This window comes from Erwinia sp. E602, from assembly GCF_018141005.1.
Classification (GTDB): Bacteria; Pseudomonadota; Gammaproteobacteria; order Enterobacterales; family Enterobacteriaceae; genus Erwinia.
In genome coordinates, this window is sequence record NZ_CP046582.1 from 2,292,158 (window position 1) to 2,317,247 (window position 25,090).

At 61.4% G+C, this 25,090-nt stretch carries 20 protein-coding genes; 13 read left to right on the forward strand and 7 right to left on the reverse strand.

From position 1 onward, the window contains the following. Nucleotides 1-91: 91 nt before the first annotated feature. The 4 genes from GKQ23_RS11835 (at nucleotide 92) to GKQ23_RS11850 (ending at nucleotide 3,237) form a co-directional block, all read left to right on the forward strand. Entirely contained in the window at nucleotides 92-667 is a 576-nt protein-coding gene (locus GKQ23_RS11835; protein ID WP_212411282.1) for a peroxiredoxin, read from the forward strand. A 26-nt stretch (nucleotides 668-693) separates the two neighbouring features. Further along, a complete protein-coding gene (locus tag GKQ23_RS11840; RefSeq protein WP_212411283.1) occupies nucleotides 694-1,944 on the forward strand; it encodes a protein-disulfide reductase DsbD in 1,251 nt (416 codons plus the stop codon). A gap of 116 nt (nucleotides 1,945-2,060) precedes the next feature. After that, entirely contained in the window at nucleotides 2,061-2,618 is a 558-nt protein-coding gene (locus GKQ23_RS11845; RefSeq protein ID WP_056241769.1) for an RNA polymerase sigma factor, read from the forward strand. Further along, nucleotides 2,602-3,237, forward strand: a complete 636-nt coding sequence (locus GKQ23_RS11850; RefSeq protein ID WP_056241334.1) for an NrsF family protein — start codon at nucleotides 2,602-2,604, stop codon at nucleotides 3,235-3,237. The genes GKQ23_RS11845 and GKQ23_RS11850 overlap by 17 nt, the downstream gene beginning before the upstream one ends. 39 nt (nucleotides 3,238-3,276) lie before the next feature. Here GKQ23_RS11850 and map read toward each other — a convergent pair whose 3' ends face one another. Continuing rightward, entirely contained in the window at nucleotides 3,277-4,065 is a 789-nt protein-coding gene (gene map, locus GKQ23_RS11855; protein ID WP_056241333.1) for a type I methionyl aminopeptidase, read from the reverse strand. Nucleotides 4,066-4,145: 80 nt separating this feature from the next. Between map and GKQ23_RS11860 the strand changes: the two genes are divergently transcribed. From GKQ23_RS11860 to GKQ23_RS11875, 4 genes are all read left to right on the forward strand, one after another. Further along, entirely contained in the window at nucleotides 4,146-5,063 is a 918-nt protein-coding gene (locus GKQ23_RS11860; RefSeq protein WP_212411285.1) for a DMT family transporter, read from the forward strand. Nucleotides 5,064-5,177: 114 nt separating this feature from the next. After that, nucleotides 5,178-6,293 carry an ATP/GTP-binding protein gene (locus GKQ23_RS11865; RefSeq protein WP_212411287.1) on the forward strand — a complete coding sequence of 372 codons (1,116 nt, stop codon included), beginning with the start codon at nucleotides 5,178-5,180 and terminating at the stop codon, nucleotides 6,291-6,293. Next, the gene (locus GKQ23_RS11870) at nucleotides 6,286-6,882 is read left to right on the forward strand and encodes a hypothetical protein (RefSeq protein ID WP_212411289.1); all 597 of its coding nucleotides are present in this window, start codon (nucleotides 6,286-6,288) and stop codon (nucleotides 6,880-6,882) included. Before GKQ23_RS11865 ends, GKQ23_RS11870 begins: the two co-directional genes overlap by 8 nt. A gap of 19 nt (nucleotides 6,883-6,901) precedes the next feature. Next, nucleotides 6,902-7,483: a flavin reductase family protein gene (locus GKQ23_RS11875; RefSeq protein WP_056241327.1), complete on the forward strand. Its 582-nt coding sequence runs from the start codon at nucleotides 6,902-6,904 to the stop codon at nucleotides 7,481-7,483. A 15-nt stretch (nucleotides 7,484-7,498) separates the two neighbouring features. Here the strand turns inward: GKQ23_RS11875 and GKQ23_RS11880 are convergent, their stop codons facing one another. The 6 genes from GKQ23_RS11880 to GKQ23_RS11905 form a co-directional block, all read right to left on the reverse strand. Next, nucleotides 7,499-10,222 carry a DEAD/DEAH box helicase family protein gene (locus GKQ23_RS11880; protein ID WP_212411291.1) on the reverse strand — a complete coding sequence of 908 codons (2,724 nt, stop codon included), beginning with the start codon at nucleotides 10,220-10,222 and terminating at the stop codon, nucleotides 7,499-7,501. After that, the gene (locus GKQ23_RS11885) at nucleotides 10,209-12,122 is read right to left on the reverse strand and encodes a hypothetical protein (protein ID WP_212411293.1); all 1,914 of its coding nucleotides are present in this window, start codon (nucleotides 12,120-12,122) and stop codon (nucleotides 10,209-10,211) included. The genes GKQ23_RS11880 and GKQ23_RS11885 overlap by 14 nt, the downstream gene beginning before the upstream one ends. Next, nucleotides 12,119-13,468 carry a hypothetical protein gene (locus GKQ23_RS11890; RefSeq protein ID WP_212411295.1) on the reverse strand — a complete coding sequence of 450 codons (1,350 nt, stop codon included), beginning with the start codon at nucleotides 13,466-13,468 and terminating at the stop codon, nucleotides 12,119-12,121. Before GKQ23_RS11890 ends, GKQ23_RS11885 begins: the two co-directional genes overlap by 4 nt. Nucleotides 13,469-13,549: 81 nt before the next feature. Then, entirely contained in the window at nucleotides 13,550-15,649 is a 2,100-nt protein-coding gene (locus tag GKQ23_RS11895) for a peptidase domain-containing ABC transporter (RefSeq protein ID WP_212411297.1), read from the reverse strand. Next, nucleotides 15,642-16,928 carry an HlyD family secretion protein gene (locus tag GKQ23_RS11900; protein ID WP_212411299.1) on the reverse strand — a complete coding sequence of 429 codons (1,287 nt, stop codon included), beginning with the start codon at nucleotides 16,926-16,928 and terminating at the stop codon, nucleotides 15,642-15,644. The genes GKQ23_RS11895 and GKQ23_RS11900 overlap by 8 nt, the downstream gene beginning before the upstream one ends. A gap of 102 nt (nucleotides 16,929-17,030) precedes the next feature. After that, nucleotides 17,031-17,246, reverse strand: coding sequence for a hypothetical protein (locus GKQ23_RS11905; protein WP_101505663.1), 216 nt, complete (start codon nucleotides 17,244-17,246; stop codon nucleotides 17,031-17,033). Between the two features lie 1,098 nt (nucleotides 17,247-18,344). On the opposite strand from GKQ23_RS11905, the gene GKQ23_RS11910 reads away from it, so the two are divergent. The 5 genes from GKQ23_RS11910 to GKQ23_RS11930 all read left to right on the forward strand — a co-directional run bounded on the left by GKQ23_RS11910 (nucleotide 18,345) and on the right by GKQ23_RS11930 (nucleotide 25,007). Next, nucleotides 18,345-18,977 (forward strand): RraA family protein, encoded by a 633-nt coding sequence (locus GKQ23_RS11910; protein WP_212411307.1) that lies wholly within the window; start codon nucleotides 18,345-18,347, stop codon nucleotides 18,975-18,977. Nucleotides 18,978-19,079: 102 nt separating this feature from the next. Beyond that, a complete protein-coding gene (locus GKQ23_RS11915) occupies nucleotides 19,080-20,384 on the forward strand; it encodes an MFS transporter (protein ID WP_249168510.1) in 1,305 nt (434 codons plus the stop codon). A 44-nt stretch (nucleotides 20,385-20,428) separates the two neighbouring features. Beyond that, nucleotides 20,429-22,516 (forward strand): hydantoinase/oxoprolinase family protein, encoded by a 2,088-nt coding sequence (locus tag GKQ23_RS11920; RefSeq protein WP_212411311.1) that lies wholly within the window; start codon nucleotides 20,429-20,431, stop codon nucleotides 22,514-22,516. Next, the gene (locus tag GKQ23_RS11925) at nucleotides 22,516-24,204 is read left to right on the forward strand and encodes a hydantoinase B/oxoprolinase family protein (RefSeq protein ID WP_212411313.1); all 1,689 of its coding nucleotides are present in this window, start codon (nucleotides 22,516-22,518) and stop codon (nucleotides 24,202-24,204) included. The genes GKQ23_RS11920 and GKQ23_RS11925 overlap by 1 nt, the downstream gene beginning before the upstream one ends. Then, the gene (locus GKQ23_RS11930; protein ID WP_212411314.1) at nucleotides 24,201-25,007 is read left to right on the forward strand and encodes an SDR family oxidoreductase; all 807 of its coding nucleotides are present in this window, start codon (nucleotides 24,201-24,203) and stop codon (nucleotides 25,005-25,007) included. Before GKQ23_RS11925 ends, GKQ23_RS11930 begins: the two co-directional genes overlap by 4 nt. The last annotated feature ends 83 nt before the right edge of the window (nucleotides 25,008-25,090 follow it).

The window sequence follows — 25,090 nt, forward strand, 5'->3', positions numbered from 1 at the left end:
TTATGCATTCCTGCGAAACTTTCTGCGCGTGCTGGCGAACCATAGAAGAAAGCATACCCTTAATCTGAATCTTATCTGACAGGAGTGGACTATGACCCGCATGAAAAAAATGTTCTCCGCACTGACCGCCACCGCCGTTCTGGGCTTGTCCGTCGCTGCGCTGCCGGCGCAGGCGGCACTTAAGGCCGGTGAAAAAGCGCCGGACTTTACCCTGCAGGCGGCGCTGGGCGGCAAGCCGATGAGCTTCTCGCTGCAGCAGGCGCTGAAGAAAGGGCCGGTAGTGCTCTACTTCTTCCCGGCCGCCTTTAGCGCCGGTTGCACCATTGAGGCACACGCCTTTGCCGAAGCGACCGACGGCTTCAAAAAGCTCGGGGCCAGCGTGGTTGGCGTTACGGCCGGCAATGTCGATCAGATCGGCGAGTTCTCGCGCCTTGAGTGCCGCGATAAGTTTACCGTCGCGGCTGACCCGGGCGCGAAAGTGGCTACCGAGTACGATACGTTGATCAAGCTGGCAGATAAAACGCTCTCTGACCGCACCTCCTACGTGATCGCGCCGGACGGCAAAATCCTGCTCAGCTATACCGACCGCAACCCGGAAACGCACATCGACAAAACGATGGCCGCCGTGAAGCAGTACAGCGAAACGCATCCCGCTAAAGCACTGTAATCCGCAATATCACCGAGGCCAGCATCATGTTAACCGCCATGCTGGCCGCCTTTGCAGGCGGCCTGATCCTGAATTTTATGCCCTGCGTTTTCCCGGTGATCTCACTGAAGGCGCTCAGCCTGCTCGGGCAGCAGGGCAACGCCGCGGAAACGCGCAAAGAGGGGCTGGGCTTTCTGCTCGGCGTGGTGGTGACCATGCTGGCGCTGGCCGCGCTGTTGCTGGCCCTGCGCGCCGGCGGTACGGCGGTCGGCTGGGGCTTCCAGCTGCAGTCTCCGCTGGTGGTCGCCGCGCTGGCGCTGGTGATCCTGCTGGCCGCCATCAACCTGCTTGGCGTGTTTGAAGTCGGCTTAACGGCACAGCGTGCAGGAGCGCTTGAAGGCGGCAAGGGCACCTTTACCCGCTCGGCGCTGACCGGCGCGCTATCCATTATCGTCGCCACGCCGTGCTCGGCGCCCTTTATGGCCGGCGCGGTCGGCTATGCGCTGGTGCAGCCGACCGCCGTGGCGCTGCTGATTTTCCTGATGCTGGCGCTCGGCTTCGCCGCGCCTTTTGTGCTGATTTCGCTGTTCCCGGCGCTGGCGCAGCGGCTGCCGCGTCCCGGCGCCTGGATGGCGACGCTGCGGCGCGGGCTGGCATTCCCGATGTTTGCCGCCTGGGGATGGCTGGTTTGGGTGCTGGCGCAGCAGGCGGGCACCACCGCGCTGGCCGCGCTGCTGGCGGCTTCGGTGGTGGTCAGTTTTGCTGCCTGGATCTACGGCATTGCGCAGCACCGCCAGTTTGCCGGGCGCAGCTATAAGGCGCTGCTGGCGGTGGCCGCCGTGCTGCTGCTGGTGACGGTGATCCCGCTGCCGGGGGTGATGAAGGTCACGGCAGCACCGACGCCGTTAGCCGCCAGCACGCCACCGGCGGGGCAGGAGAAAACCACGCCCGTCGCCTGGACGCCGCAGGCGCTGAGCGAAAACGAGGGCAAAGGTCGGCCGATTCTGGTTAACTTTACCGCCTCCTGGTGTATTACCTGCCAGGTGAACGAACGCACGTCACTCTCCACCGCCGCGGTGAAAGCGGCGCTGGCGCGCACCGATACCCTGTATATGGTTGGTGACTCAACCAAATTTAACCCGGATATTGACGATATGCTGACGAAGTTTGGTCAGGGCGGCCTGCCGTTCTACCTGGTCTACCCCGCCAGCGGCGGTAAGCCGGAAGTGCTGCCGCAGGTGCTGACCCCGGCGATTGTGGTCAGTGCGCTGGAACGTGCGGCGGCGAAAAAAACATAACCATTCTGCGCGCCTGCGGGCGCGCCGGATTTCGTGAGGAAGGGAATGCCAGCGTGACCGTCGCAGAGCAAGAGAGTTCGCCACAGCCCGCGCCGCGTGAAGCGTGGCCGCGGCTGATGGCCCGTGCCCAGCGCGGCGACGGCCAGGCGTACGCCCGCCTGCTGACCAGCCTGCTGCCGGCGATCCGCGCGCTGATACGGCGGCAGATTGCCGATCCGCTGCTCACCGAGGATGTGATCCAGGACGTGCTGCTCAGCCTGCACCGGGTGCGGCACACCTACGATCCGCGCTGCCCATTTTTACCCTGGCTGACGGCGATCGTCTCCGCGCGCAGCACGGATGCGCTGCGCCGTCGCGGCCGCGATCGCCGCTGGCACCCGGCAGCTGACGGCCCGAACGGTGACGTGAGCGAACCGCCAGACGCGCCGGCGGCGCGCGGTGATGAGCCGGGATTTTCCCTGCATCAGCGCGACCGCCAGCGCGAACTGCAGGGCATTCTCGGCCAGCTGCCGCTGCGCCAGCGTGAGGTGGTGGAAGATATTCATCTGCGGGAGATGAGCCTGGCCGAGGCGGCCAGTAAAAGCCAGCTGAGCGTGGCGGCGGTGAAGTCGCTGCTGCATCGGGCGCTGACCACCCTGCGGCGCTATGGAGAAAAAAATGACCGATCATCGTAAACTTATCGCCGAACTGAGCCGTGATGCCGTACCGGTGCGGCGGCCGCTTACCCGGCCGTGGCGCCTGTTAAGCTGGCTGTTGATCGCGCTGCCGTGCGGCGCGTTGATGAGCCTGCTTTCCGCCCGGCCGCTGACCGACTGGTCGCAGCCCGGTGCAGAATGGGCGCTGCTGCAGCTGGCGCTGTGCCTGCTGGCCGGGCTGTTTGCTATGCTGCAGGCCTTCACGTTAAGTATCGCCGGACGGCGTAAGCTGAGCTGGAAATGGTTACTGCCGCTGGCCGCTGGCTGGCTGCTGGCGCTGCTGATGGGGCAGGCGACCGCGACGCTGCCGTCGGCCGATCATGATGCCAGCAGCTGCTATCGCTTTATGCTGACGGTCAGCGTGCCGATGGTGCTGATAACGCTGCTCTACCTGCGGCGCACCCGCACGCTCTATCCGTTACAAAGCCTGGCGGCGGCCGGTTTTGGCGTCGCCTGTATGGCGATGGCGCTGCTGATGCTGTGCCACCCGGTGCATCAGCATCCGCTGGATCTGCTGCTGCACGTCGCCGCCTTTATCAGCATTATCGCGCTGACTCTCGTCAGCGGCCGCTGGCTGGTTGGCCTGCCGCGTTCCTGAGGGCAGCCCGGCGGCAGCCCTCAGGAACGTTAACCGCTATTACACCGGCGAGTAATCACCCAGCCCGTCCGGCCACGGCGTTAACAGATCGAAGCCGGTTTCGGTGACGGCAACGGTGTGCTCCCACTGCGCCGACAGTGAGCGGTCTTTGGTCACCACCGTCCAGCCGTCGCCCAGCACGCTCACCGCCTGCTTACCGGCGTTGATCATCGGTTCAATGGTGAAGATCATCCCCGGTTCCAGCACCATGCCCTGGCCCGGATTACCGTAGTGCAGGATCTGCGGTACGTCGTGATAGATACGGCCAATGCCGTGGCCGCAGTACTCGCGCACCACGCTGAAGCCGCTGGCTTCGGCCAGCTTCTGGATCGCGGAGCCGATATCGCCGAGGGTGTTGCCAGGGCGCACGGCGCGGATACCGGCCAGCATCGCCTCGTAGGTGACTTCAACCAGGCGCTTTGCACGAATCGACGGCGTGCCGACGTAGTACATGCGGCTGGTATCGCCAAACCAGCCGTCGCAGATCAGCGCCACGTCAATATTGACGATATCACCGTCGCGCAGGCCTTTCTTATCGGTAGGGATGCCGTGGCACACCACGTGATTCACCGAGGTGCAGACGGTTTTGGTATAGCCGTGATAGCCGATATTGGCCGGGATGCACTTCAGCGTGTTGACGATATAGTCGTGGCAGATGGCGTCGAGCTGCTCGGTGGTGACGCCCGGACGCACGTGTTCGCCGATCATCGCCAGCACCTGCGCCGCCAGGTTGCCCGCGGTACGTGCCTGTTCAATCTCCGCCGCGGAGTGGATTTTGACTTTTTCCATCTCAATTCTCGTATTTCAGTGTCTGATAAGGCATTTTAATAGATTCAACGAGTTAATTGAAACACTGATTCAGGGATAGCATGGAAAAGGTGAATGCACGTCAGCGCTGGCTGGCGGAGGGATTACTGGTTTGCGTGGCGGCGGGCTGGGGAATCGGCTTTCCGGTGATGAAAAGCGCGGTGGATGTCTATCCGGTGCTGATGGTGCTGTTCCTGCGTTTTCTGCTGTCGACGCTGCTGATGCTGCCACTGACCGGCAAAAAACTGCTCAGGGTGCAGCGCAGCACCCTGATGACCGGCGTGCTGCTGGGGACGTTACTGGGCGCGACCTATCTGTTGCTGATCTTCGGGCTGCAACAGACCTCGGCGGCCAGCACCGGTTTTCTGGCGGGCCTGAATGTGATCTGGGTGCTGTTACTGGCGGCGCTGCTGGCCGGCCGTTTCCCCGGTGCAGACGCCTGGCTGGCGACCGGCTGTGCGCTGCTCGGGCTGGCTCTGATGTCAGACATCAGCAGCCTGCAACTGCGGCAGGGCGATCTGCTGGTGATTGCCGGCTCGTTTTTCTCTGCCCTGCATATCCTCGCGCTGGACCGCTGGAGCGGCCGTCACGATACGCTGACGCTGACGGTGATTCAGATTGCTACCATGACGGTGATGATGCTGCTGGCACTGCTGGGCACCGGTCAGCCGCTGTTCCCCGACCATGTTGACACCTCGCTGCTGACCGCACTGCTGATAACCGCCGTCTTCTCGACCGTATTTGCCTTCTGGGTGCAGACCCACTATCAGCGCTTCACCACCCCAACGCGGGCGATTCTGATCTACAATCTTGACCCGGTATTCTCCGCGCTGTTTGCCGTCTGGCTGCTGCACGAAACCCTGTCTGATAACATAGTGACCGGTGGCGCTTTTATCCTGCTGGGCATGTGCCTGCCGGGGGTGTTGGGCGCATTACTGCAACGTTGTCGTGAAATGAAGGCGAGAAATGAGGTGTCATGACAGTTGCCAGCCCAGCTACGGGCTGGTCAATAAAAGCGATTAACGTATAATAAAACAATCAGTTGCCAGAATGATATCGCTGCCAGGTTTCACCACTCCAGTAAGGGAGGATGTATGTTAAAGACGTTGTCCGTAGAGAACTTCACCTTATTTCAGAAAACAGATCCTCTGCAGTTCTCATCCGGACTGAACGTTATTGTCGGAGAAAATGGCAGCGGCAAAACGCACTTACTCAAACTGCTTTACAGCCTGATTGCAACCAGTAATGAGTCTGCACGTCAGGCCATCACGCTGCTTCCCACCAAACTGCATCTGCAAAAAGCCTATGGCGAAAAGCTGATGGGCGTATTTAAACCGGATGCCGTTGGCAGGCTGGCCAGCCGTAAGCAGGGTCTCGCACGATGCGAGATCAAGGTGACCTTCAGCGAGCCTAAGCTTGATGTTGGCATCAGCATTGGAACCCGAGCCCAGACGGACGTTCAGATTGAACACCTGCCTGCGATGTGGGACACGAAAACAGCACTGTTTATTCCTACCCGTGAGTTATTGACTCTCTCTCCCGGACTGGCTGCATTATATGAACAACGTCATGTCCAGTTTGAAGAGACATGGCGCGATACCTGCCGGCATCTGGAGATATCGGCCCTGAAGGGGCGTCGTTCCAAAGCGCTTGCCAGCCTGATTAAGCCGCTTGAAATTGCCATGGGAGGAACCGTGGTGGTAGAGAGAAATGGTCAGTTCTATCTTAATGTGACGGATGGCGGAAAGATGGAGATGTACCTTGTCGCTGAAGGTCTGCGTAAGCTGGCGATGCTGGCACATCTTATTGCCAATGGAACATTGCAGCAGCAGGGCTATCTGTTCTGGGATGAGCCTGAATCTAATCTTAATCCGCGACTTATCCGTCTGGTGGCCTTCGTTATCCATGCTCTGGCGGCTAATGGCATTCAGGTCTTTATTGCCAGCCACAGTTACTTTTTAATGAAGGAGTTGGAAATACTGGAAAAACTGGCGCAACGCAAACCGGAAGGTCATGAGAATGCTGAAATAGCCGGAGACTCACCTGATACACCTGAAAAAACACCATCGCGCTACTTTGCATTAGTAAAAGAAGGCAGTGTGGTTAATCGTATAGAAACCGCCGAGCGGTTCTCTGAGCTTGAGAATCTGGTGATGCTGGATGAGGAACTGGCTCAGTACGATCGCGACATGGAGGCGGGGAATGCCTGATATCACGGAAGGTAAGATAAAGCTGGCGTTTCCCCCCACCTGGCAGGTGATGAAATACGATGAGTGCTCCTGGCATAAACAACATAAAGCGGGACATGGCGCGCACGCGATGGATGTGCTGGCGGTTGGTGATGACCAGACGCACTGGTGGATTGAAATTAAAGATTGTGAGGGCTTTGAAACCGATAACCGGCCACGTCTTTCTGATGCCAGCTCCCCATCCCTGGAAAAAACTCGCGCCTGGCTGGTGGCAGAAAATATTGACCATGAGGTTCGGGCTCTGCGAAAAAAACCGTTTATTATTGAAGAAATGCTGCTGAAGGTCCGCGATACGCTGGCCGCGCTGTCAATTGCTCACCGTCAGGCTGAAGCCGCGCTGCTGCCATGGAACCTGTTCGCCAGCCCGGCCCCACGATGGACGGTTGTGCTGCTGTTAACCTGGGATGTAAAAGATTTTAAACTGATCGCCAAGCGCATACAGACAAAACTGAACACAGCCTTTAAAGGCTATGGTATTAACGTGTACGTTGTTAATCAGGCGACCCTGCCAGACTGTGGTTTACCTTGCACATTAAGTCGACTTCAATAACCAAAAGAGAGCTGTCCTGATGAACAATACGTTTATTCGCCCCGTAGCCTTAGAAAAATCCTGGCGTTTAATTAACCACGGGCCGACGGTGCTGGTCTCCGGGCGGCATGACGGCGTGGACAATGTGATGGCCGCCGCCTGGGCTACCGGGCTGGATTTCAATCCGCCGAAAGTGCTGGTGGTGCTGGATAAAATCGCGGTGACGCGCCAGCTGATTGAAGGTAGCGGTCAGTTTGTTCTTCAGGTGCCGACGGTGGCGCAAATCAAACTGACCCACGCGGTGGGCCATAGCAGCCTGGCCGACCAGCCGGATAAGCTGGCGCGTCACGGCGTGGAGCTGTTCGGCTTCGACGGCTTCGACCTGCCGTTTGTTGCTGGCTGCTCCGGCTGGCTGGCCTGCCGCCTGATTAACGAGCCGCATAACCAGCAGGCGCACGACCTGTTTATTGGTGAAGTGATCGGGGCCTGGGCCGACAGCCGGGTGTTCAGCGACGGTCACTGGCATTTCGAACAGGCGGACCCGTCTCTGCGCAGCCTGCACTACGTGGCCGGCGGCCAGTTCTACGCCACCGGCGAGTCGCTGAACGTAGCGGAAGAGTGACCGGGGTGAGGGCGGTCAGCCCTCATCCTCCCTCAGCGCCGGCCAGGGATCGATCGCGCTGGCGTCAGGGTCAGGCTGGCGCAGATAGTCGCGCCAGCGGCTGCCGTCCACCTGCATATCAATCTCGCCGCTGAACGCCTGGACGCGGCAGGCATCTACCCGCTTTTCCACCTGGTGTTTGGCGATGATAAAGCGCGCCAGCTGCTCCTGGTCGAAGGAGTTTTCCAGATAAGGGTAGTTAATGGTCAGGCGCGTTTCCCCCCGCTGGCGCAGCTGATGGTTTAGCAACCCGAACAGCCGATCCACCCGGCCAATACGTTGCTCATTTGCGCCTGGTGTCCAGGCCAGCCCGTAGTGGTGCACCTTACGGCACTGCAGGTGCAGGTTAACGCCCTCCTGGAACACGGCGGTGGCGACCAGCACGTTGGGGTAGAATGGGCTGTTAAAACCGATTTTCAGCGGCGTCCGGTTGCCCGTTTCACCGCTGGCAAAGCGGGCGGGGCTGTGCATGCTGCTGATAAATGTCCAGGGCGTATCGCAGTCTTCCAGCGAACGCGAGACGACCTTTGTGCACAGCGCCTCAAAGGTGCGCAGCGCGGCGGAAAAGTAGTTAAAAAGATGCGACCCGGCGATTTTCGGTTGCACAAAGCGGATAAAAGCGCGGTATTCGCCTTCAACGCCTTCAGCTTCTCCCCGTTGCTGGCGCTGCCGCCAGAAGCCGGTGTACCAGCAGTAGAGTTCGATCATCACCGGGCTGGCGTAGAGGAAACCGCTTTGCAGATAGCGGGAAAAGTTCTCCACGATGCGCGGGTTTGTCTTGCGCCAGTCAAGAATTTGCTGCTGCTCAGATGCAATCAGCAGCGGCCAGACCAGCGCCCAGGCGGTGGTGGCTGGCTGGCTGATGGGGAGCCGCCGCTGCACTGCCTGTTGCCCGTGCAGGCGGTAATGCTGCGCGGCCAGCACATAGTTAATGCGATCCCGATCCTGTTCAGCAGCGTGATCCCCCCCTGCGTACTCAGCCTGGCAATAGTCCGCTGCCGGCTCAAGAAACAGAGCAAACAGGCTCTCTTTTTTGCGAAAGCGCTGGCGCACGTTGGCGCAGTCGCTGCGGTTTTCATCGGGGTTATCCCCTTTTTTTACCGTAAACAGATCGGCGATGCGCGAACCCGTAGCATCGTCCTCCCGGTGCGGCAGGTCGTGGTCAGCGTCGGCATCATATTCATCCTGGTAGACAGGATCGGTAACAGCTGCGGTCTCAGATCTCGTCCTGGCGCGTTTTTTACCGGTACGGGAGGCATTCTGCGACACCGCTGACTGCCAACGAACCATCCCGTTAAACCAGCTGCGTGACCATTTATCCTGGTGCCACTGCGCAAGATTTTCCGCCACCTGGTCTTCCGGCAGCCAGGTCTCCAGCAGCAGCCGTGCCTGCTGGCGGTCATAATCATCATTGATGCGGCGGGTTAATTCGCGCACGGAGGGGATACGGCGTACGAACACCAGATGCTTATGCTCTTCGATATTTTTGCAAGGCGTCAGCGGATCGCTGGCGCGGCAGAGATCGACCAGCTGCTGATATTTCGGGTGCTCCGGCACACTGCCGGTGAATTTCTGATGAGCCTCTGTCAGCTGCTGCAACAGTGAGGAGTCGGGTGCCTGATGCCACGACTGCCCCTGATTATCATTGTCAGCCTGTTCGGTCGGACGCTGCGGGGTGGTGGACTCAAACCCTTCCAGATAACCATAGAAAAAACGACGTGGCGCGTCGGCCTGCTCGTTCTCTTTTAACAGCAGCTTATGGTAGAGCGCAAAAAACAGCTCCGCCCGTTCGTCACCGGCCAGTGAGGCAGGAAGCGCCCGCTCTTCACGATAGTGATATTTGTTAAACGCTTTCCCCCCGGCACCGGACAGAATACGCATCCGCCGGATGGCGAAGCGCCGGAGCAGCTCGTCCGCATCCGGCAGGCTGTTACCCCCTTCAGCGGCGAGAAAGTAGCTGAACATATTGGGAATATCATCCAGCGAGGAGTAGCTCGGCGTGGCGGTCATCAGCAGCACCTGCTGACTCAGCGGCTGCGCGGGGGGGCCGAACAGTCCGCGCGCAGCAGATGCCCGCTGGCTGCCGCTCCACGCGTGGCGAAAATAGTGCGCCTCATCAATCACCAGCAGGTCAAATCCCTGTGCGCCCAGCGCCGCTTTAAGCCGCTGATGGATCCGGCTGGCGGCCGTAAAAGCAGCCTGAGCACGATCGTCGGTGGTCTCTTTCTCCGCGCTGCTCAGCAGATGGCTCAGCGCATGGATAGTGGTGATACAGAGCTGGCTGCTGCCGGCCTGCACGGCGGTGACCAGATCCTCCAGCCGGTAAGCCACGGTAAGCGCCGGGCAGAGCGTCTTATCCCGGACGTGCTTTGCGAAAAAGGTAGCAAATTCCGTCTCCCAGTGCTGGCAGATATCCCGGTTCGGTGCCATGACCAGCACCTTAGCCGCGGGGTTCTTCTGCCAGTTCCACGCCATCACGGCCAGCGCCTGCAGCGTTTTGCCCATGCCAACTTCATCTGCCAGCAGGGCCAGCCCGCCAGCGTGCAGGCGGTTAAGCAGTCCGGCAACGCCTTCTGCCTGGCGGTCAGCCATGCTGTTACCGCCCGGTTGCGGCAGCCAGTCCGGCTGGCTGAGGTCAAAATTGATCCGCTCTGCAACCTGCGCCACGCTAACCGGTTTGTATTTTTTACTGTTTTTCATAACCGCAGTTCTTCTTAATCCAGCGCTGATATTGCGGTGACACTGTCACCGGGAGTTTTACGGAGGGCAGTGCCAGGCGCGACCACGGCAATCCGGACAGCTCCGGCCACGCTTCTGCCAGCTCCCCGGCATGGTTTACCAGCGAACTTAACTCCTGAATCAGAAACCAGCGGAACAGTGGGCTGGGGTGCGCCTGCGGCTGACGTGCAAAGGCCACCAGTTCAGCCAGACCGCCGGGAAAACCAAACGTCTGCTGGTAAAAAGCCTGGCCGGTTGCCGCTGCATCCAGCCTGGTGCGCAGCTGTGAGCAGGCCAGAAACAGGCCGTGCCACGACACGGTATCCTGCGCGGTGTCTGTTGCATGCTCCGCCGGAGAGCCATCCGTTTCCAGGTTTTCTGCCAGACCGCGCAGCAGCAGGCTGTCCGACTGCTGCGGGTCGCGCTGTAAAATCAAATCCTGCAGCAGATCGTTCAGCGAGGCATAACCCTGTGCCGGGCGGCAGTGCGGATGGCTCTCCACGATCGGCCCGGAAAACGGAACTTCACGCCTGCGCCACGTCTGCCAGGCACGATCGTGGAGCAGTGCGGTGTTATCGGCCACGTGCAGCGTTGTTGGTGAGATCAGGCGGAAGCTGTTTTTGCCCTTGCTGCGGCGCTGCGCCCACTCCAGCGTCAGGTTGCCCTTAACGCCCGGCAGATGCAGCCGGTAACCGCTCTGCGGTTTACCCTCCGCCCAGCTGCCGCTGATAGTGTACTCACCGCGCTGCCAGTCCCAGTGCACCTGCAGGTCGAACGGTGGCGGCAGCGGCCAGTCCGGGCCAAGTGCGTCCAGCTGTTCAGGGCTGGCAAAGTGTACCTCTTCCGGCGGCAGGGCGGCCCCGGCGATCGCCAGACCGACCGGGACCGTCTGCACCACCCCGGCCTCAATATTGTGACCCACGCCGCTGGGGGTGAAATTCCACGAGCCGGTGGCCATTCTGGCGCGTTCACCGTCGTGCAGATGCCAGATCTTGGCGTGCATCAGCTCGCTGTGCGGCTGTTGCAGCGGGTTATGACAGAAATGCAGCTTCTCTTCTGCCATCAGCTCCAGCAGCGCTTCGCTCCGGCGGGTGCGGTAAACGCGGCCGTCCACCCGATCGCTGACCAGGCTGACCGACAGGCTGGCGTTATGACTCTCTTCCGCCAGCTGTTGCCAGAACCCGGCCAGATCGGCGGCCAGGTAAGGCGACCAGACCGTCAGCCTTCCGCGGCGCATACCGCGAAACAGGGTGCTGAGAAAACTACCGGGCTGGAAGCTGTGAACAAATCGCCAGCCCGTCTCCCCCGGCAGATAGCGACAGCGCGGGGGCAGGCCGCCTTCGTGCTGGCTCTCCTGCTCCTGAAACGGGCGCAGCGGGGCAAAGAAGTCGAGAATGGCCTGGTACTGCACCCGCGCACTCACCGGATAGAAGCGAAACACCTCCTGATTGCGGCCCCAGCCGCCCAGCGTCAGGTTGGCGCTGCCGGTGCCGAGGATCGTCTCGCCGAGGCTGTTCTGCAACAGGATCACCTTGGGGTGAAACAGGGTATGCCGATCCGGCGTTATTTCAGCATCCGGCCACTGCAGCAGGCGGGGAGCCACCGGATGAATCTTCAGCGCGGTGCGCTTCACCTGGTCGCTGCCGGCCAGCCGGTGATCGCAGAAGATGCGCAGGTCGAGGCCGCTCTCATTGAGTCTGCTCTGCAGCAGCTCATAATCCATGCGGGTAACCGGCTCCACTTCGCCATCCAGCACACGCGGCAACAGGTATTTTTCAATAAACGGGATGTTGAGGTTAAAGCTGGTCATCCACACCCGGACGAGCGGAGCCCGGCCGCGCAACGCCGCCAGCTGCTGTTCAAATTCGGTCAGCAGTTTCACGGTGTGTTCCCCCATAACCCCTGCAGCAGATACTGAAACTGCGGCAGGTAGTAACTGTTTTTCCAGCGGCCTGGCAGCTGCCGCTCCTCCTCGTCGACTGCGGCTGAGAGCACGCTGACGGCGTAACTGCCGGGGGCGGTCTCCCGCAGCCAGGGCAGCTGACCGCGCAGCGCCATCACCCGTTGATGCCAGCTCAGCAGCAGGGCAATCTGCTCTGCCAGCGTACCGGCGCGGGCAATGTCCAGCAGCTGCCTGCGCCGCTCCCCGGCGGTGCTCTCCGCCAGCCATGCCACCTCGGCCTGTTCCGCCTGCACGGCCAGCGCAGGCAGGGTCTGCGCATCCCGCTGCATCGCGCGCCAGTCGGCCTCAATCTGCCGCAGGCTGTTGTGCCGGCGGCAGGTCAGCGTGCGGAACAGCAGATCGATACCGGTCAGCAGCGGTTCGGTCAGGCGGATATCATCCAGCCGCTGGCGTGCATCACCGGCAGGCAGTGCGGCACGCGCAAGCCTGAACACCTCAGCGTTGTGCAATGCGGTGGCCGGCGGCCACTGCAAAATGACGTCGCCCAGCGCACCGGCGGCGGCATCATCCAGCCCGGTGACCTCCAGCCAGAATTCACGCGCGTAGCTGCCGCAGTGTTCCCGCGAGCGAAAAGCCGCCACATAGTGTGCGGCCAGCGCCGGATCGCACTGGCTGAAGCGGGCGATACGGCGGGCAGCGGGCAGCGCCAGCTGCTGCTGCAGGTGGGTTACCAGCGCGGTAAACAGCGGATGCAGCACGCCGCCGTGCCCCAGAAGCACCTGCGCCTTCTGCCAGACGGCGCCGCTTTCCGCGCCGCTGTAGTGGTAGTGCCGGTCAAAAAACTGCATCTCCATCATCGGCGTTTTATAGCGGCCGCTGATGCCCAGCAGCGTCTGTCGTTCCAGCAGCCAGCCGTCCCCCCGATGGCTGAACAGCAGCCGCTCACGCTTCTCCAGCCGGTTTTTCTGCCCCATGCGGATGCCGGGAACCCCGCTCAACACCACGTCCTCGCGATCCTGCGCGCTGAGCATACTGTAAACAAACAGGTTCTCCAGGTACGTCAGGCAGGCGTGTTTAAACGCCAGGCTGTTGAGGTCGGGGTAGTCCGCCGGGGTCAGGTCGCCGGATTCGGTAAGGCGTTTGATCACCGCGTGGTGCAGTAGATTGAGGGTATACTGGCGCACGTCGTTTGAAATCGAGCTGAGTCGGTGGCGAAAAACCCGCTGCCCGAACGCAGACCAGATAACCAGGTTGCCCAGCGGGTCGCTATTGATTTCTGCCGTCAGGCGCTGATCATATTCGGTAAGAAACTCCGCGAGTTGCATCCTTTCATGACTCCCTTATCACTGTGATAAGGGAGTATCGGCAGCCGGTGGAAATTCCTGAATCCGCCCGTGCGTTCGCCGTCAGCCCAGCGTCATTACCCGATCCGCCGAGGCAATGGTCGAAGGCCGGTGGGCGATGATTACCCGGGTGATATTCAGCCCCTGAATGGCGGTGTTAACCCGCGCTTCGCTGTCGGTATCCAGGTGGCTGGTCGCCTCATCGAGAAACAGGATCGCCGGGCGGCGATAGAGCGCGCGGGCGATCAGCAGCCGCTGTTTCTGGCCGCCGGAGAGGCTGCTGCCCAGCTCGCTGATCAGCGTCTCATAGCCCATCGGCATGCGCATAATATCCTCGTGGATCGCGCTGCGCTGTGCGCACTCCAGCAGCCAGGCCTCATCCTTCTGGCCGTCGAAGCCGGCAATATTATCGGCGATCGAACCGGCAAACAGCGTGTCCTCCTGCAGCACGCAGGCGATGCAGGCGCGGTAGTTATTGCTGCCCGCCTGGCTGATATCCAGACCGTTAAGCCGCACCTCGCCAACGGTGGGCTGCAGCAGACCGGTGAGGATCTTCATCAGCGTGGTTTTGCCCTTGCCGGAGGGGCCGGTAATCGCCAGGCACTCGCCGGGGGCGACGCTGAAGCTCAGTTCGCGGAACAGCGGCGCGGAGAGCGCATCGTACTGGAAACCGAGGTTGTGCACCTCCAGCCCGGCCGGTTCGCCGGGGCGCAGCAGCGGCCGGTCCGGCTGTACCGGTTCGGTTTCGGTCAGCGCGATATCGGCGATGCGTTCGGCGTGCAGCGACAGCATGCGCAGCTGCAGCAGCATCTCCAGCAGGTTGGCGGTGCGCTCCGAAAACTGCCCGCGGTAGGTGTTGAAGGCGACAAACATCCCCAGCGTCATATGGCCGTCAATGACCTGAGTGGCACCCAGCCACAGCAGGGCGATCTGATCCAGGGTGGCGATCAGGGTGCTGCCGCCGCTGAACAGCATCTCAAATTTGGCCTTGCGCACCCCGACGTTGGCGGCGTCGATATTCATATTCAGCCAGTGCTGCGCCCGGGTGCCGGAGAGCCCGAGCACCTTCAGCGTGGTGATGCCGTACAGCGTTTCCATAAAGTGCGAGCCGGAACGGGCATTTTTTACCAGCATCTCTTCCGAGATCTGCCGGTAACGCTGATAGGTGCTCAGGCGAAAAAGGCAGTAAATCGCGGTGAATGCCAGCACCACCCACACCAGCCAGCCGCCGTACAGTACCATCATCACCAGCAGCCCGATGGTCATCACGCCGTCCATCAGGCTGTTAACGACGTTGGTGGTCAGCGTGGCTTTCAGCGTATCAAGGGAGAGAAAGCGCGACTGAATGTCCCCCAGCTTGCGCTTTTCAAACCACGCCAGCGGCAGCGCCATCAGATGGTCAAACAGCCGCGCCTTCCACTGCACGTCGATCAGCGTGGTCATCACCAGCGTGGTCCAGGATCGCACGATGCCCATGCCGGTGCGGAACAGCACAAAGAACAGCAGGCCGAGGCAAATCAGCGTCAGCAGGTCGGCGTCCCGCGCCGGGATCACATGGTCCATCACCAGCTGCATCCCCACCGGCAGCAGCAGGTTAACCGACTCGATCATCAGCGCCAGGCAGGCGATTTTGGTCAGGGTGGCGGGCAGGCCGCTGATGCTGCCCATCAGCGAGCGGATGCTGACGCGTTTCTGGCGTTTCTGACGGGTGAATTCACCGTCCGGCCACAGCTCCAGCGCCACGCCGGTGAAGTGCTGCGACACATCGTTCAGGCTCAGCACCCGTCGCCCGGAAGCCGGATCGTGAATAATTACCCGGCTGCCGCGCACGGCGACCAGTACCACAAAATGGTTCATATCCCAGTGCAGGATCGCCGGGGTTTTCAGCGCCGCAAGCTGGTCGATATCCAGCTGCAGCGCGCGCGATTTCAGATTCAGCGCGCCGGCCACCGCCATCAGCGTGCGCAGCGTCACGCCGCGGCTGGAGACGTCAAACCGCTGGCGCAGCGTCAGCAGGTCGGTATGCAGGCCAAACCAGCCGCAGACCATTGCCAGACAGGCCAGCCCGCACTCGGCGGCTTCGGTCTGGATGATTTGTGGCACGCGGCGTCGCAGGCCCAGGTGCAGGCGGCTGGCCAGTTGCTGCACGTCTTCTTTATTCATTGACGGGTCCCGTGATGCTTTTCTTCAGGCTGTAATAGGGGGAGAGCATCCACTGATAGAGCGGGCGTTTTTCCAGAAACAGCGTCGACTGCGCCTGCATGCCGCTGGAGAGCACCAGCGGCTGGCCCTGCCAGCTCAGTCCGCCGTTATCGAGCGCCACCGTGGCCTTATACCAGGAGCCGTTAACCCGGCCGGCCGGGTCGCGCGGCACGCTGGCCCACCCCTCCAGCTCACGCACCGGCACCGGCGCAGCGGAGACGGAGACAATGCGGCCGGGGAACTGGCCGTACTTCTCATAGGGGAAGGCGGCATAGCGGATATTGATGGTTTCCCCCGGTGCCACGTGCGGGCGGCTGTCGTCGGGCAGCCAGGCGACAAAGAGCACGCTGGCATGCGAGGAGGGCACCAGCTGGATCAGGCTGTCGCCGGCGTTGACCATCTGCCCTGGCGTCACGCTGAGCGAGGAGACCACGCCGCGGGTCGGGGCGATGATCATCCGGCTGCCGCGCGCGCCGGTTTCTGCCCGCTGGCGCGCGAGGTCATCACGCTGATAGCGCGACTGGGCGATCTGGTTATCGAAGTCGGCGGCTTTGGTCTGCAGCTCGCTTTTCAGGGTGGTGATCTGCAGCGACTGTTGCAGCGCCTGCGAGTTCAGGCTCTGATATACGCTCTGCTGCTGATAGTAGAGGTAGCGCTGGTTATTCATCTGATCGGTGTTGATCAGCCCCTTGCGCAGCGAGGCTTCATAGGAATCCCGACTGGCACGCATCGCCTGCAGGCCTTCGCGGGCCGTGGTCACCATCCCCTCCAGGCCCTGCTGCGCCTGCTGATACTGTTTCAGCTGTTGTTGCAGGCTGGACAGCGTTTCCCGTTTGTTGCTCTGCAGCTGGCTGATAATGGCGTCCAGCTGTTTCGTCTGCTGTTCGAGGATGGTGAGGGTGGTGCCGCTGACGCTGCCCGTGTCGGTCACCTGGCTGACGTCCAGCTGGTAGAGCGGCGTACCTGCGTTAACCTGCTGACCGTCGGCCACCAGCAGCTTCGAGACGATGCCCTGTTCCGGGGCAAACAGGTTGATGGTGCGCGGTTCGGTGATGATTTCACCGTTAACGGTAATGCGGCGGGTGTAGGTACCTGAAATCAGTAAGGTAAGCAGTGCGATGATAAAGCCGGCGGTCAGCAGCAGGGTCAGCCACAGCGGCCAGCCGTTCAGCAGCAGCACCTGGCCGTTCCAGCGGCTTTGCTGATGCTGCGTCACCTCCGGGCGAAACTGTATCGGCATGGCATATCCCTGGTCAGATGTTCTGGGGCAGCATAGCATACTAAAAAAAGCCCCCGACGCGGCGGAGGCTTTTTTCCTGAAGAGGATGTCTGACGGGCAGTATCAGAACAGCAGTTTGCCCAGCAGGCCGCCAACGCCAACGGTCGCCGCCTGTACGCCCGGCAGCGCCACGGTGACGCCCTGGCCTGGCGTGACCTGGACGACAGAACCGAGGTTGAGACCTAATGAACTGGTTAGCCCCAGCACGCTACCCAGGAGACCGCCACCTGCAACATCATCAATTTCTGTTTCAGTTAATTCACGAATGGTTGAAGTCATTTCCACTACTCCGCAATAAACTTGATGTGCCTGATGACTGAGCATCAGGGGAGGTAAGCCATTAACAACAGGCTGAAAAGAGCATAGCAGAACGGTTGTTAGCAACCAGTCTCTGTGGCGGAGTTTTGGCTGTGTTTATGAGACTGGCGGTCAGGTGATTTATGGAAATCATTAATTTTATGACTGTTTTGGTGATACGGGTGGGGTGATAAATCATAAAAAATACTATTGAATTTTGGAATGGTGATAGAAGGGTTCGTTGCCTGTTTGATCGAGAGTGCCGGGCCTGTCAGCGGGCGACCCTGCGCGGGTTACCCCGCTCCGGGCTCATCCCGCTGCCTTCCCTGATAATCGGCTTTTGGTGGGGGCTGCTGCTTTTTTAGGGCTCGTTGCCTTTGTGATCGAGAGTGCCGGGCCTGTCAGCGGGCGACCCTGCGCGGGTTACCCCGCTTCGGGCTCATCCCGCTGCCCTCCCTGATAATTGGCTTTTGGTGGGGGCTGGTGCTTTTTTTAGGGCTCGTTGTCTTTGTGATCGAGAGTGCCGGGCCTGTCAGCGGGCGACCCTGCGCGGGTTACCCCGCTTCGGGCTCATCCCGCTGCCCTCCCTGATAATCAGCGATGGCGTTGGCTGAGTTATTCCTCGTCGCATATTGGATCGGGGAAGAAGCTTGCACCTTAATTGCACGGGTAATGGGGAAGAATGGTCCGGCGGGGTGCAAAATTGATGAAAATAATGTTCCTTTACTGGCTTTGTGCACATTTTTGGGGCGGGGAGAGCATGCATGCGTTTATTTGCGGCAGAATTTAGTTAACCCTGCATTATGTTTAACCCCAAAACCATAAGAAAAGAGAATGACCTGTTTTATGTGATGCCGCCTGCATTTTTGAACGTCTGTAATTTTCGATTTAAGTTATTTTAACGTTATGTTTTTGAATGATTTTTGTCATTTCAACTTAATCATGGCATGTCATTTTATTGTGATGAATCTCACCTTTTCCATTAATTCCCTCCGCAGAAATCGATTGCCAGATTAATTTTTAAAGTGATAAAACATTCTCATTCGAGAAATCATTATCACAATAACGACGAGGTAAGTTATGGCACTTGAAACTGCAGAGGTTCGTATTGCCCCGCGCTGGACGCGGCCATCTTCCGAGTGGCTGGAAGCATTTTCCGCGTTTCCGGTAGCCAATATCGGTGATGCGATGGAACGGCTGAGTATGTGTGATGCCGGGATTGTTCCGCTGGCCGGGCAGAGCCAGTTTTGCGGGTTTGCGCTGCCGGTACAGGTGACTGCGGGCGATAACGCGGCGGTGATTATGGCGCTGGAGTATATCGAGCCGGGTGACGTGATGGTGATTAACGGTATGGGCCACACCGACCGGGCGCTGGTGGGCGAACAGCTGACCCAGCGTTTCCAGCACGCCGGGGCACGCGGGCAGATTATCGACGGCGCGATCCGCGATCGCAGCGTGATTGAGTCGACCGGTTTTCCGACCTTTGCCCGCGGCACCACGCCGGCCGGTCCCTATAAGAATGGTCCGGGTGTGATTGGTGAACCGGTGGCGATCGGCGGCGTGGTGTGCTGCGCCGGCGATATCGTGGTCGCCGATGCCGATGGCGTGATTGTGATCCCGTTCTGGCGCGCCGCCGGTGTGCTGGAAAAAGTCAGAGAGGTGGCTAAGCGCGAAGCGGAGATGACCGCCGAAGTCACCCGTCAGTACCGCTAGCGGAATACGCCGTGCCGGTTCAGCCGCGCTGACCGGATTTCGTCAACACTGTAGCAGGGCAAAACCATGAATAAATCACAGACAGTCCCGATGGATTACCCGATGCCATCAAAAGCGTCTTCACAGAGCAATGTGGTTAAACGCGCTTCGCTGGCCGGCGGCGTCGGCTCGTTTGTTGAGTGGTATGACTACGGCATTTATGGCCTGCTGGTCAGTACGCTGGTGCTGGTGTTCTCCTCCAGCGAGATGGGGATGAGCGATGCCGGGCTGATGCTGACCTATCTCGGCTTTACCGTCAGCTTTGTGGTGCGGCCGTTTGGCGGCATTATCTGCGGTTACTTCGGCGACAAAATTGGCCGCCAGAAGCTGCTGGCGATCCTGCTGCTGATGATCTCGCTGGCGACCGCCGCTATCGGCCTGCTGCCCAGCTATCAGAGCATCGGCTGGGCGGCACCGGCGCTGCTGATTTTACTGCGCATCGTGCAGGGCTTCTCGGCGGGTGGTGAAGTCTCCGGTGCCGGGTCGTTTGTTGCCGAGTACGCCGAAGATCACCGCCGCGCCGTGGTGATGTCACCGCTGGTGATGGGCTCGTTTATCGCGCTGCTGTTCGGCAGCCTGCTGATCAGCGGCCTGATCAACCTGTACGGCCCGCAGGCGATGGTGGCCTGGGTGTGGCGCGTGCCGTTCCTGCTGGCGATCCCGATGGCGCTGATCGGCGTCTATATCCGCACCCGCATTGAAGACACGCCGCACTTCCGTCTGATGAAGAACGAAAAACGCGTGGTGGCTAACCCGCTGCGTGAGGTGCTGACCTCAAAGCGGCACCTGAAAGCCATCCTGCTGGCGATCACGCTGCCCGCCGTTAACGGCCCCGGCTACTACATTCTGTTCGTCTATATGCCGACCTACCTGAATAAGGTGATGCACTTTACCCAGGTGCAGAGCCTGATGGTGACCGCCTGCGGCCTGCTGACCATTATCGCCGCCATTCCGCTGATGGCGTGGCTCTCTGACCGGCTGGGACGCAAGCCGCTGCTGATTGCTTCGGCAATGGCGATGGCGGTGCTGGCGTGGCCGTGTTTCTGGCTGCTGACGCTGGGCATGCTGCCGCTGGCCTGTATGGCCGCCATCCTGCTGGCGCTGGCTTTTGCCGGGCACGCGGGAGTGATTCAGGCCGCGCTGGCGGAGATGTTTCCGACCACCGTGCGCTACAGCGCCTACAGCATCGGCTTCAACCTGTCGACGGTGATCTTCGGTGGCTCTGCGCCGCTGCTGATGACCTGGCTGATTGGCCTGACCGGCGTTGCCAGCATCCCCAGTTATATGGTGATCGCTACCGCCGCGCTGACCCTGATCAGCACCCTGTATCTGAAAGAGACCGCCGGTAAACCGCTGCGCGACGCCTGATCACCCGACGGCTCAACTGAGCAAACAGACTATCTGAGGTCACTATGAAACATGCGTCACCCTGGAGAATGGGGTTTGATATTGGCGGCACCTTTACCGACCTGGTGCTGCTGAACGATGAGACCGGCAGCGCGCTGCGTCATAAAACGCTGACCACGCCGCACGACCCGTCTGAAGGGGCCTACACCGGCTTAACGGAACTGGTGGCCATGGCCGGGCTGCAGGCCAGCCAGATCCACACCATCACCCACGGCACCACCCTGGCGATTAATGCTCTGCTGGAGCGTCGCGGCGCGAAAACCGCGCTGCTGGTGACGAAAGGTTTTCGCGATGTGCTGGTGCTGGGCCGCGAATACCGCTATGACATTTACGATCTTAACGGCGCACCCGCCGCACCGCTACTGCCGCGTTCACAGGCGTTTGAAATAGAGGAGCGGGTCACCGCACGCGGTGACGTTGTCACGGAACTGAACGAGGCACAGGTGGTCACGCTGGCCGCACGGCTGAAAAATGACGGTTATGAAGCGGTGGCGGTGCTGTGTCTGCACGCCTATGCCTGGCCGGAACATGAGCTGCGCATTGAAGCTATTTTGCAACGCGAACTGCCGGGCGTCTCGGTCTCCGTTTCGCACAAGGTCTCCCGCGAGATCCGCGAATACGATCGCGGCGTGCTGACGGCGATGAACGCTTTTGTCCAGCCAAAAGCCCGCCACTATATGGCGCAGCTGGAGCGCAAACTGCGCGACGGCGGCTTCACCTGCGACTGGCTGGTGATGGGCTCCAACGGCGGGCTGATGGCACCGCAGGTGGCCGCCGACTACCCGACGCGCATCATCGAGTCCGGCCCGGCGGGCGGCATTGTTGCCACCGCCGCCTTTGCGCGTAAAAACGCGCTCTCGCAGGTGCTGGCCTTTGATATGGGCGGCACCACCGCCAAAGCCTGCGTGGTGCGCGGCGGCGTGCCGTCGATCACCACCGATTATGAGGTGGGCCGCGCCGACCGCCTGCTGAAGGGCAGCGGCCTGCCGGTCAAGCTGCCGGTGGTGGATATGATTGAGATCGGTGCCGGCGGCGGCAGCATCGCCCGCGTCGATCGGCTGGGGCTGCTGGAGATCGGCCCGGAGAGCGCCAGCGCCTTTCCGGGGCCTGCCTGCTACGCGCGCGGCGGCGAACTGCCCACGGTTACCGACGCCAACCTGGTGCTCGGGCTGCTGGATCCGGCTGCCTTCCTCGGCGGACGTATGCCGCTGGACGTCGACGCCGCGCGCCGCGCCATTGAACGGGTGGCGACGGCGCTGGGGCTGAGTATTGAAGAGACGGCGTGGGGCATCCACGAAGTGGCCAACAGCAAAATGGCCGAGGCGCTGCGCACCCACGCGGTGGAGAAAAACGTCAGCCCGCAGCAGATGACCATGCTGGCCTTCGGCGGTGCCGGGCCAAGCCACGCCTGGTCACTGGCGCGCACCCTGCACGTAAAGCGGGTGTTCTTCCCTAACGGAGCCGGGGTTTACTCCGCCTTTGGCCTGCTGACCGCACCGCCCAGCGCCGACTTTGTGCGCAGCGATCGCTGCCGTCTGCGGCCGGAGATGAGCATGACCACAATTAACGCACTGTTTGCCGAAGGCTTTGACGAGGCCTTTACCACCCTGGCCGCCGCCAGCATTGACCCGGCCACCGCGCAGGTACAAAGGATGGCTGACGTGCGCTACGTCGGACAGGGCTCGCAGCTGACCCTGCCACTGCCGGATGCCTTTATCACCGACGGTGACGGCGCGTCGCTGATCGCCGCCTTTGAACAGGCGCATCTGGCACGCTTTGGCCGCACGCTGCCGGGGCTGGAGGTCGAGGTCGTCAACTGGCGCGGCCGGGTGCAGACCGACGCGCCGCCGTTGTACACCCGTGACAGCCCCGATCCGCAGGCGCAGCAGGCAGAGGAAAAATCACTGCGGGTTTACCTTGGCCGCGAGGCCGGCTTCAGCGCCTGCCGGGCGATCCCACGCGCGTTACTGGTGGCCGGAGAGTCGGTGTATGGCCCGGCGCTGCTGCAGGAAAAAGAGTGTGCGATTTTTGTCGGACCGGGGGCGGTCGCGACGCTGGATGAACAGGGCAATATCCTGATGGAGCTGAACTGATGAGCATCACAACCCACGACAATCTGCGCTTCCTTAACGATCCGGTGGCCCTGCGCATCACCTGGGACCGGCTGGTCAGCATCTCGGAAGAGGCGGCGGCCACGCTGGTCAATATGGCCTTCTCCAGCATTATCCGCGAGGTGGGTGACTACTCCTGCCTGCTGATGGATGCAGAGGGCAACTCGCTGGCGCAGCCGAAGGCCAGCGTCCCGGTGTTTATCGGCACCCTGCCGGCCACCGTGCGCCATCTGCTGGCGAAATTCCCTGCGGAGACGCTGAAGCCGGGCGACAGCCTGGTCACCAACGATCCCTGGCTGGGCACCGGGCACCTTAACGACGTTACCATCGTCACCCCGGTATTCCGCGACGGCCGGCTGGTCGCCTTTACCGGCGCGGCGGCGCATATGTCAGATATCGGCGGCTCGCTGAATATGGGCTCCTCACGCGACATGTTTGAAGAGGGGTTTCTGATCCCGCCGAGCAAACTGGCGCACGAGGGGGTCATCAACCAGCAGCTGCTGGACCTGCTGCTGGCCAACGTGCGCGCGCCCGACCAGGTCGAGGGCGATCTGCACGCCATGCTGGCCGCTAACCAGATCGGTGCCAGCGGGCTGCTCGGGCTGATGGACGATCTGCAGCTTGAATCGCTGCAGCCGCTGGCCACGAAGATCCACTCGCTGACCGAACAGGCGATGCGCAAGGCGATTACCGCCGTGCCGGACGGCCGTTACCAGGCGGCGGTGGATATTGGCGACTACGAGGGCGATATTCACCTGAACGTAGCGGTGATCGTCGAGGGCAGTAACATCACCATCGACTACGCCGGTTCGTCGGCCGAGTCGCTGTTTGGCAGCAACTGCCCGATGTCGTTTACCTATGCCTACAGCGTCTATCCGCTGAAGTGCCTGCTGGAGCCGCACCTGCCGAATAACGAAGGCTGCTTTAAATCGATTCGCGTGACCGCCCCGGAAGGTTCGATCGTCAACGCGCGGCCGCCCTGCGCGGTGGAGATGCGCAACCGCGTCGGCCATATGGCCCACGCGGCGATCTTCAGCGCACTGGCAGGGATCATGCCGGAGCGGGTGATGGGCCACTCCGGCAGCGCGCCGGTCACCTGCGACGTGTTCGCCGGGCAGTTTGACGACGGTCGCCGCTTTGTCGAAAGCCTGTGCGTCAACGGCGGCACCGGCGCCCGCCCGGCGGCGGACGGCATCGTCACCGGTTTCCCCGGCAATATGTCCTCCACCCCGGTGGAGCTGATCGAAGCCGCCACGCCGCTGCTGTTTCTGGAAAAGGCCCTCGTGCCGGACTCCGGCGGTGCCGGGCGCTGGCGCGGCGGCGTGGCGCAGCGCATGACCATCCGCAACACCAGCCGTTATCCGCTGTCGCACAGCATGTTCTACTCACGGCAGAAGCACCCGGCGCAGGGCGTGCTGGGCGGCGAGGCCGGTGCACCTAACCTGATTGCGCTGAACGGCCAGCCGCTGGCGAAACCGGTCGGACGGCACGACGTGCAGCCTGGCGATGAGATTACGATTCAGATGCCCGGCGGCGGCGGCAAGATGCCGGTGGCGGAGCGCAGCCGGGAAGCGATCCTGTTCGATCTGCAGGAAGGGTATATCAGTGCGGAAGGCGCGCTGCGGGATTACGGTATTGCGGCAGAAACGCTGCTAAAGGAGGCAAAATGAACGGGCAAACGCTGAAGGGACAGGTTGCGCTGGTGACCGGGGCGGGCAGCGGTATCGGCAGAAGCAGCGCCGCCGCACTGGCGGCCGCCGGAGCGCGGGTGGTGCTGGTCGGCCGACGGATTGAGGTGCTGGAGGGGCTGGCGGCGGCGCTGCGCCAGCAGGGCGGTGATGTCTGGCCGCGCGTCTGCCATATCGAACGTAAAGCGGAGGTCACGGCGCTGATCGCTGCGGTTGAAGCCGAACTCGGCGCGGTGGATATTCTGGTCAATAACGCCGGCAGCGCCAGTAAAACCCTTAACGCCCGCTGGATTGAAGAGGAGGAGTGGCAACAGGTACAGGACGTCAACCTGAAGGCGGTGTTCCTGCTCACCCAGGCGGTGCTGCCGGGGATGCTAAAGCGCGGCGCGGGCACGGTGATTACCGTCTCCTCGCTGGCGGCGCTGCGCCCTAATCTGCTGGGCGGGGCGGCCTACGGTGCCGCCAAGGCCGGGGTGCGCAACTTTATGGCCTATCTGCACAACACCTACCGTAACGACGGCATCCGCGCCACCTGCATTCTGCCGGGGGAGGTGAATACGCCGATTATGAACAGCCGCGCCAGGCCGCCGGAACAGGCGGTGCGTGACGCGATGGTGCAGCCGGAAGACGTGGCAGAGGCGATCGTGCTCTGTGCGTCGCTGCCGCCACGCACGGTGATTGAAGAGTTGCGCATTGCGCCGACCCGGCTGCGTGATATCTCCGGTGACCTTGAGATCAGCCGCTGGCAGGGCGCACCCGCCGACTGCCTGAACGAACGCGAGTAACACCCTTGAAGGCTCGAAGGCTGGTTGATCAGCATGATTGTCGCAGCCGGTCCGGAGTCGGACAACGCGGTAAAAACGCAGCG

What these genes read in the sequence shown, in the direction of transcription:
- GKQ23_RS11835 (WP_212411282.1), top strand. Translation starts at nt 92, where the DNA reads ATGACCCGCATGAAAAAAATGTTCTCCGCACTGACCGCCACCGCCGTT.
- GKQ23_RS11840 (WP_212411283.1), top strand. Translation starts at nt 694, where the DNA reads ATGTTAACCGCCATGCTGGCCGCCTTTGCAGGCGGCCTGATCCTGAAT.
- GKQ23_RS11845 (WP_056241769.1), top strand. Translation starts at nt 2,061, where the DNA reads ATGGCCCGTGCCCAGCGCGGCGACGGCCAGGCGTACGCCCGCCTGCTG.
- GKQ23_RS11850 (WP_056241334.1), top strand. Translation starts at nt 2,602, where the DNA reads ATGACCGATCATCGTAAACTTATCGCCGAACTGAGCCGTGATGCCGTA.
- map (WP_056241333.1), bottom strand. Translation starts at nt 4,065, where the DNA reads ATGGAAAAAGTCAAAATCCACTCCGCGGCGGAGATTGAACAGGCACGT.
- GKQ23_RS11860 (WP_212411285.1), top strand. Translation starts at nt 4,146, where the DNA reads ATGGAAAAGGTGAATGCACGTCAGCGCTGGCTGGCGGAGGGATTACTG.
- GKQ23_RS11865 (WP_212411287.1), top strand. Translation starts at nt 5,178, where the DNA reads ATGTTAAAGACGTTGTCCGTAGAGAACTTCACCTTATTTCAGAAAACA.
- GKQ23_RS11870 (WP_212411289.1), top strand. Translation starts at nt 6,286, where the DNA reads ATGCCTGATATCACGGAAGGTAAGATAAAGCTGGCGTTTCCCCCCACC.
- GKQ23_RS11875 (WP_056241327.1), top strand. Translation starts at nt 6,902, where the DNA reads ATGAACAATACGTTTATTCGCCCCGTAGCCTTAGAAAAATCCTGGCGT.
- GKQ23_RS11880 (WP_212411291.1), bottom strand. Translation starts at nt 10,222, where the DNA reads ATGAAAAACAGTAAAAAATACAAACCGGTTAGCGTGGCGCAGGTTGCA.
- GKQ23_RS11890 (WP_212411295.1), bottom strand. Translation starts at nt 13,468, where the DNA reads ATGCAACTCGCGGAGTTTCTTACCGAATATGATCAGCGCCTGACGGCA.
- GKQ23_RS11895 (WP_212411297.1), bottom strand. Translation starts at nt 15,649, where the DNA reads ATGAATAAAGAAGACGTGCAGCAACTGGCCAGCCGCCTGCACCTGGGC.
- GKQ23_RS11900 (WP_212411299.1), bottom strand. Translation starts at nt 16,928, where the DNA reads ATGCCGATACAGTTTCGCCCGGAGGTGACGCAGCATCAGCAAAGCCGC.
- GKQ23_RS11905 (WP_101505663.1), bottom strand. Translation starts at nt 17,246, where the DNA reads ATGACTTCAACCATTCGTGAATTAACTGAAACAGAAATTGATGATGTT.
- GKQ23_RS11910 (WP_212411307.1), top strand. Translation starts at nt 18,345, where the DNA reads ATGGCACTTGAAACTGCAGAGGTTCGTATTGCCCCGCGCTGGACGCGG.
- GKQ23_RS11915 (WP_249168510.1), top strand. Translation starts at nt 19,080, where the DNA reads ATGCCATCAAAAGCGTCTTCACAGAGCAATGTGGTTAAACGCGCTTCG.
- GKQ23_RS11920 (WP_212411311.1), top strand. Translation starts at nt 20,429, where the DNA reads ATGAAACATGCGTCACCCTGGAGAATGGGGTTTGATATTGGCGGCACC.
- GKQ23_RS11925 (WP_212411313.1), top strand. Translation starts at nt 22,516, where the DNA reads ATGAGCATCACAACCCACGACAATCTGCGCTTCCTTAACGATCCGGTG.
- GKQ23_RS11930 (WP_212411314.1), top strand. Translation starts at nt 24,201, where the DNA reads ATGAACGGGCAAACGCTGAAGGGACAGGTTGCGCTGGTGACCGGGGCG.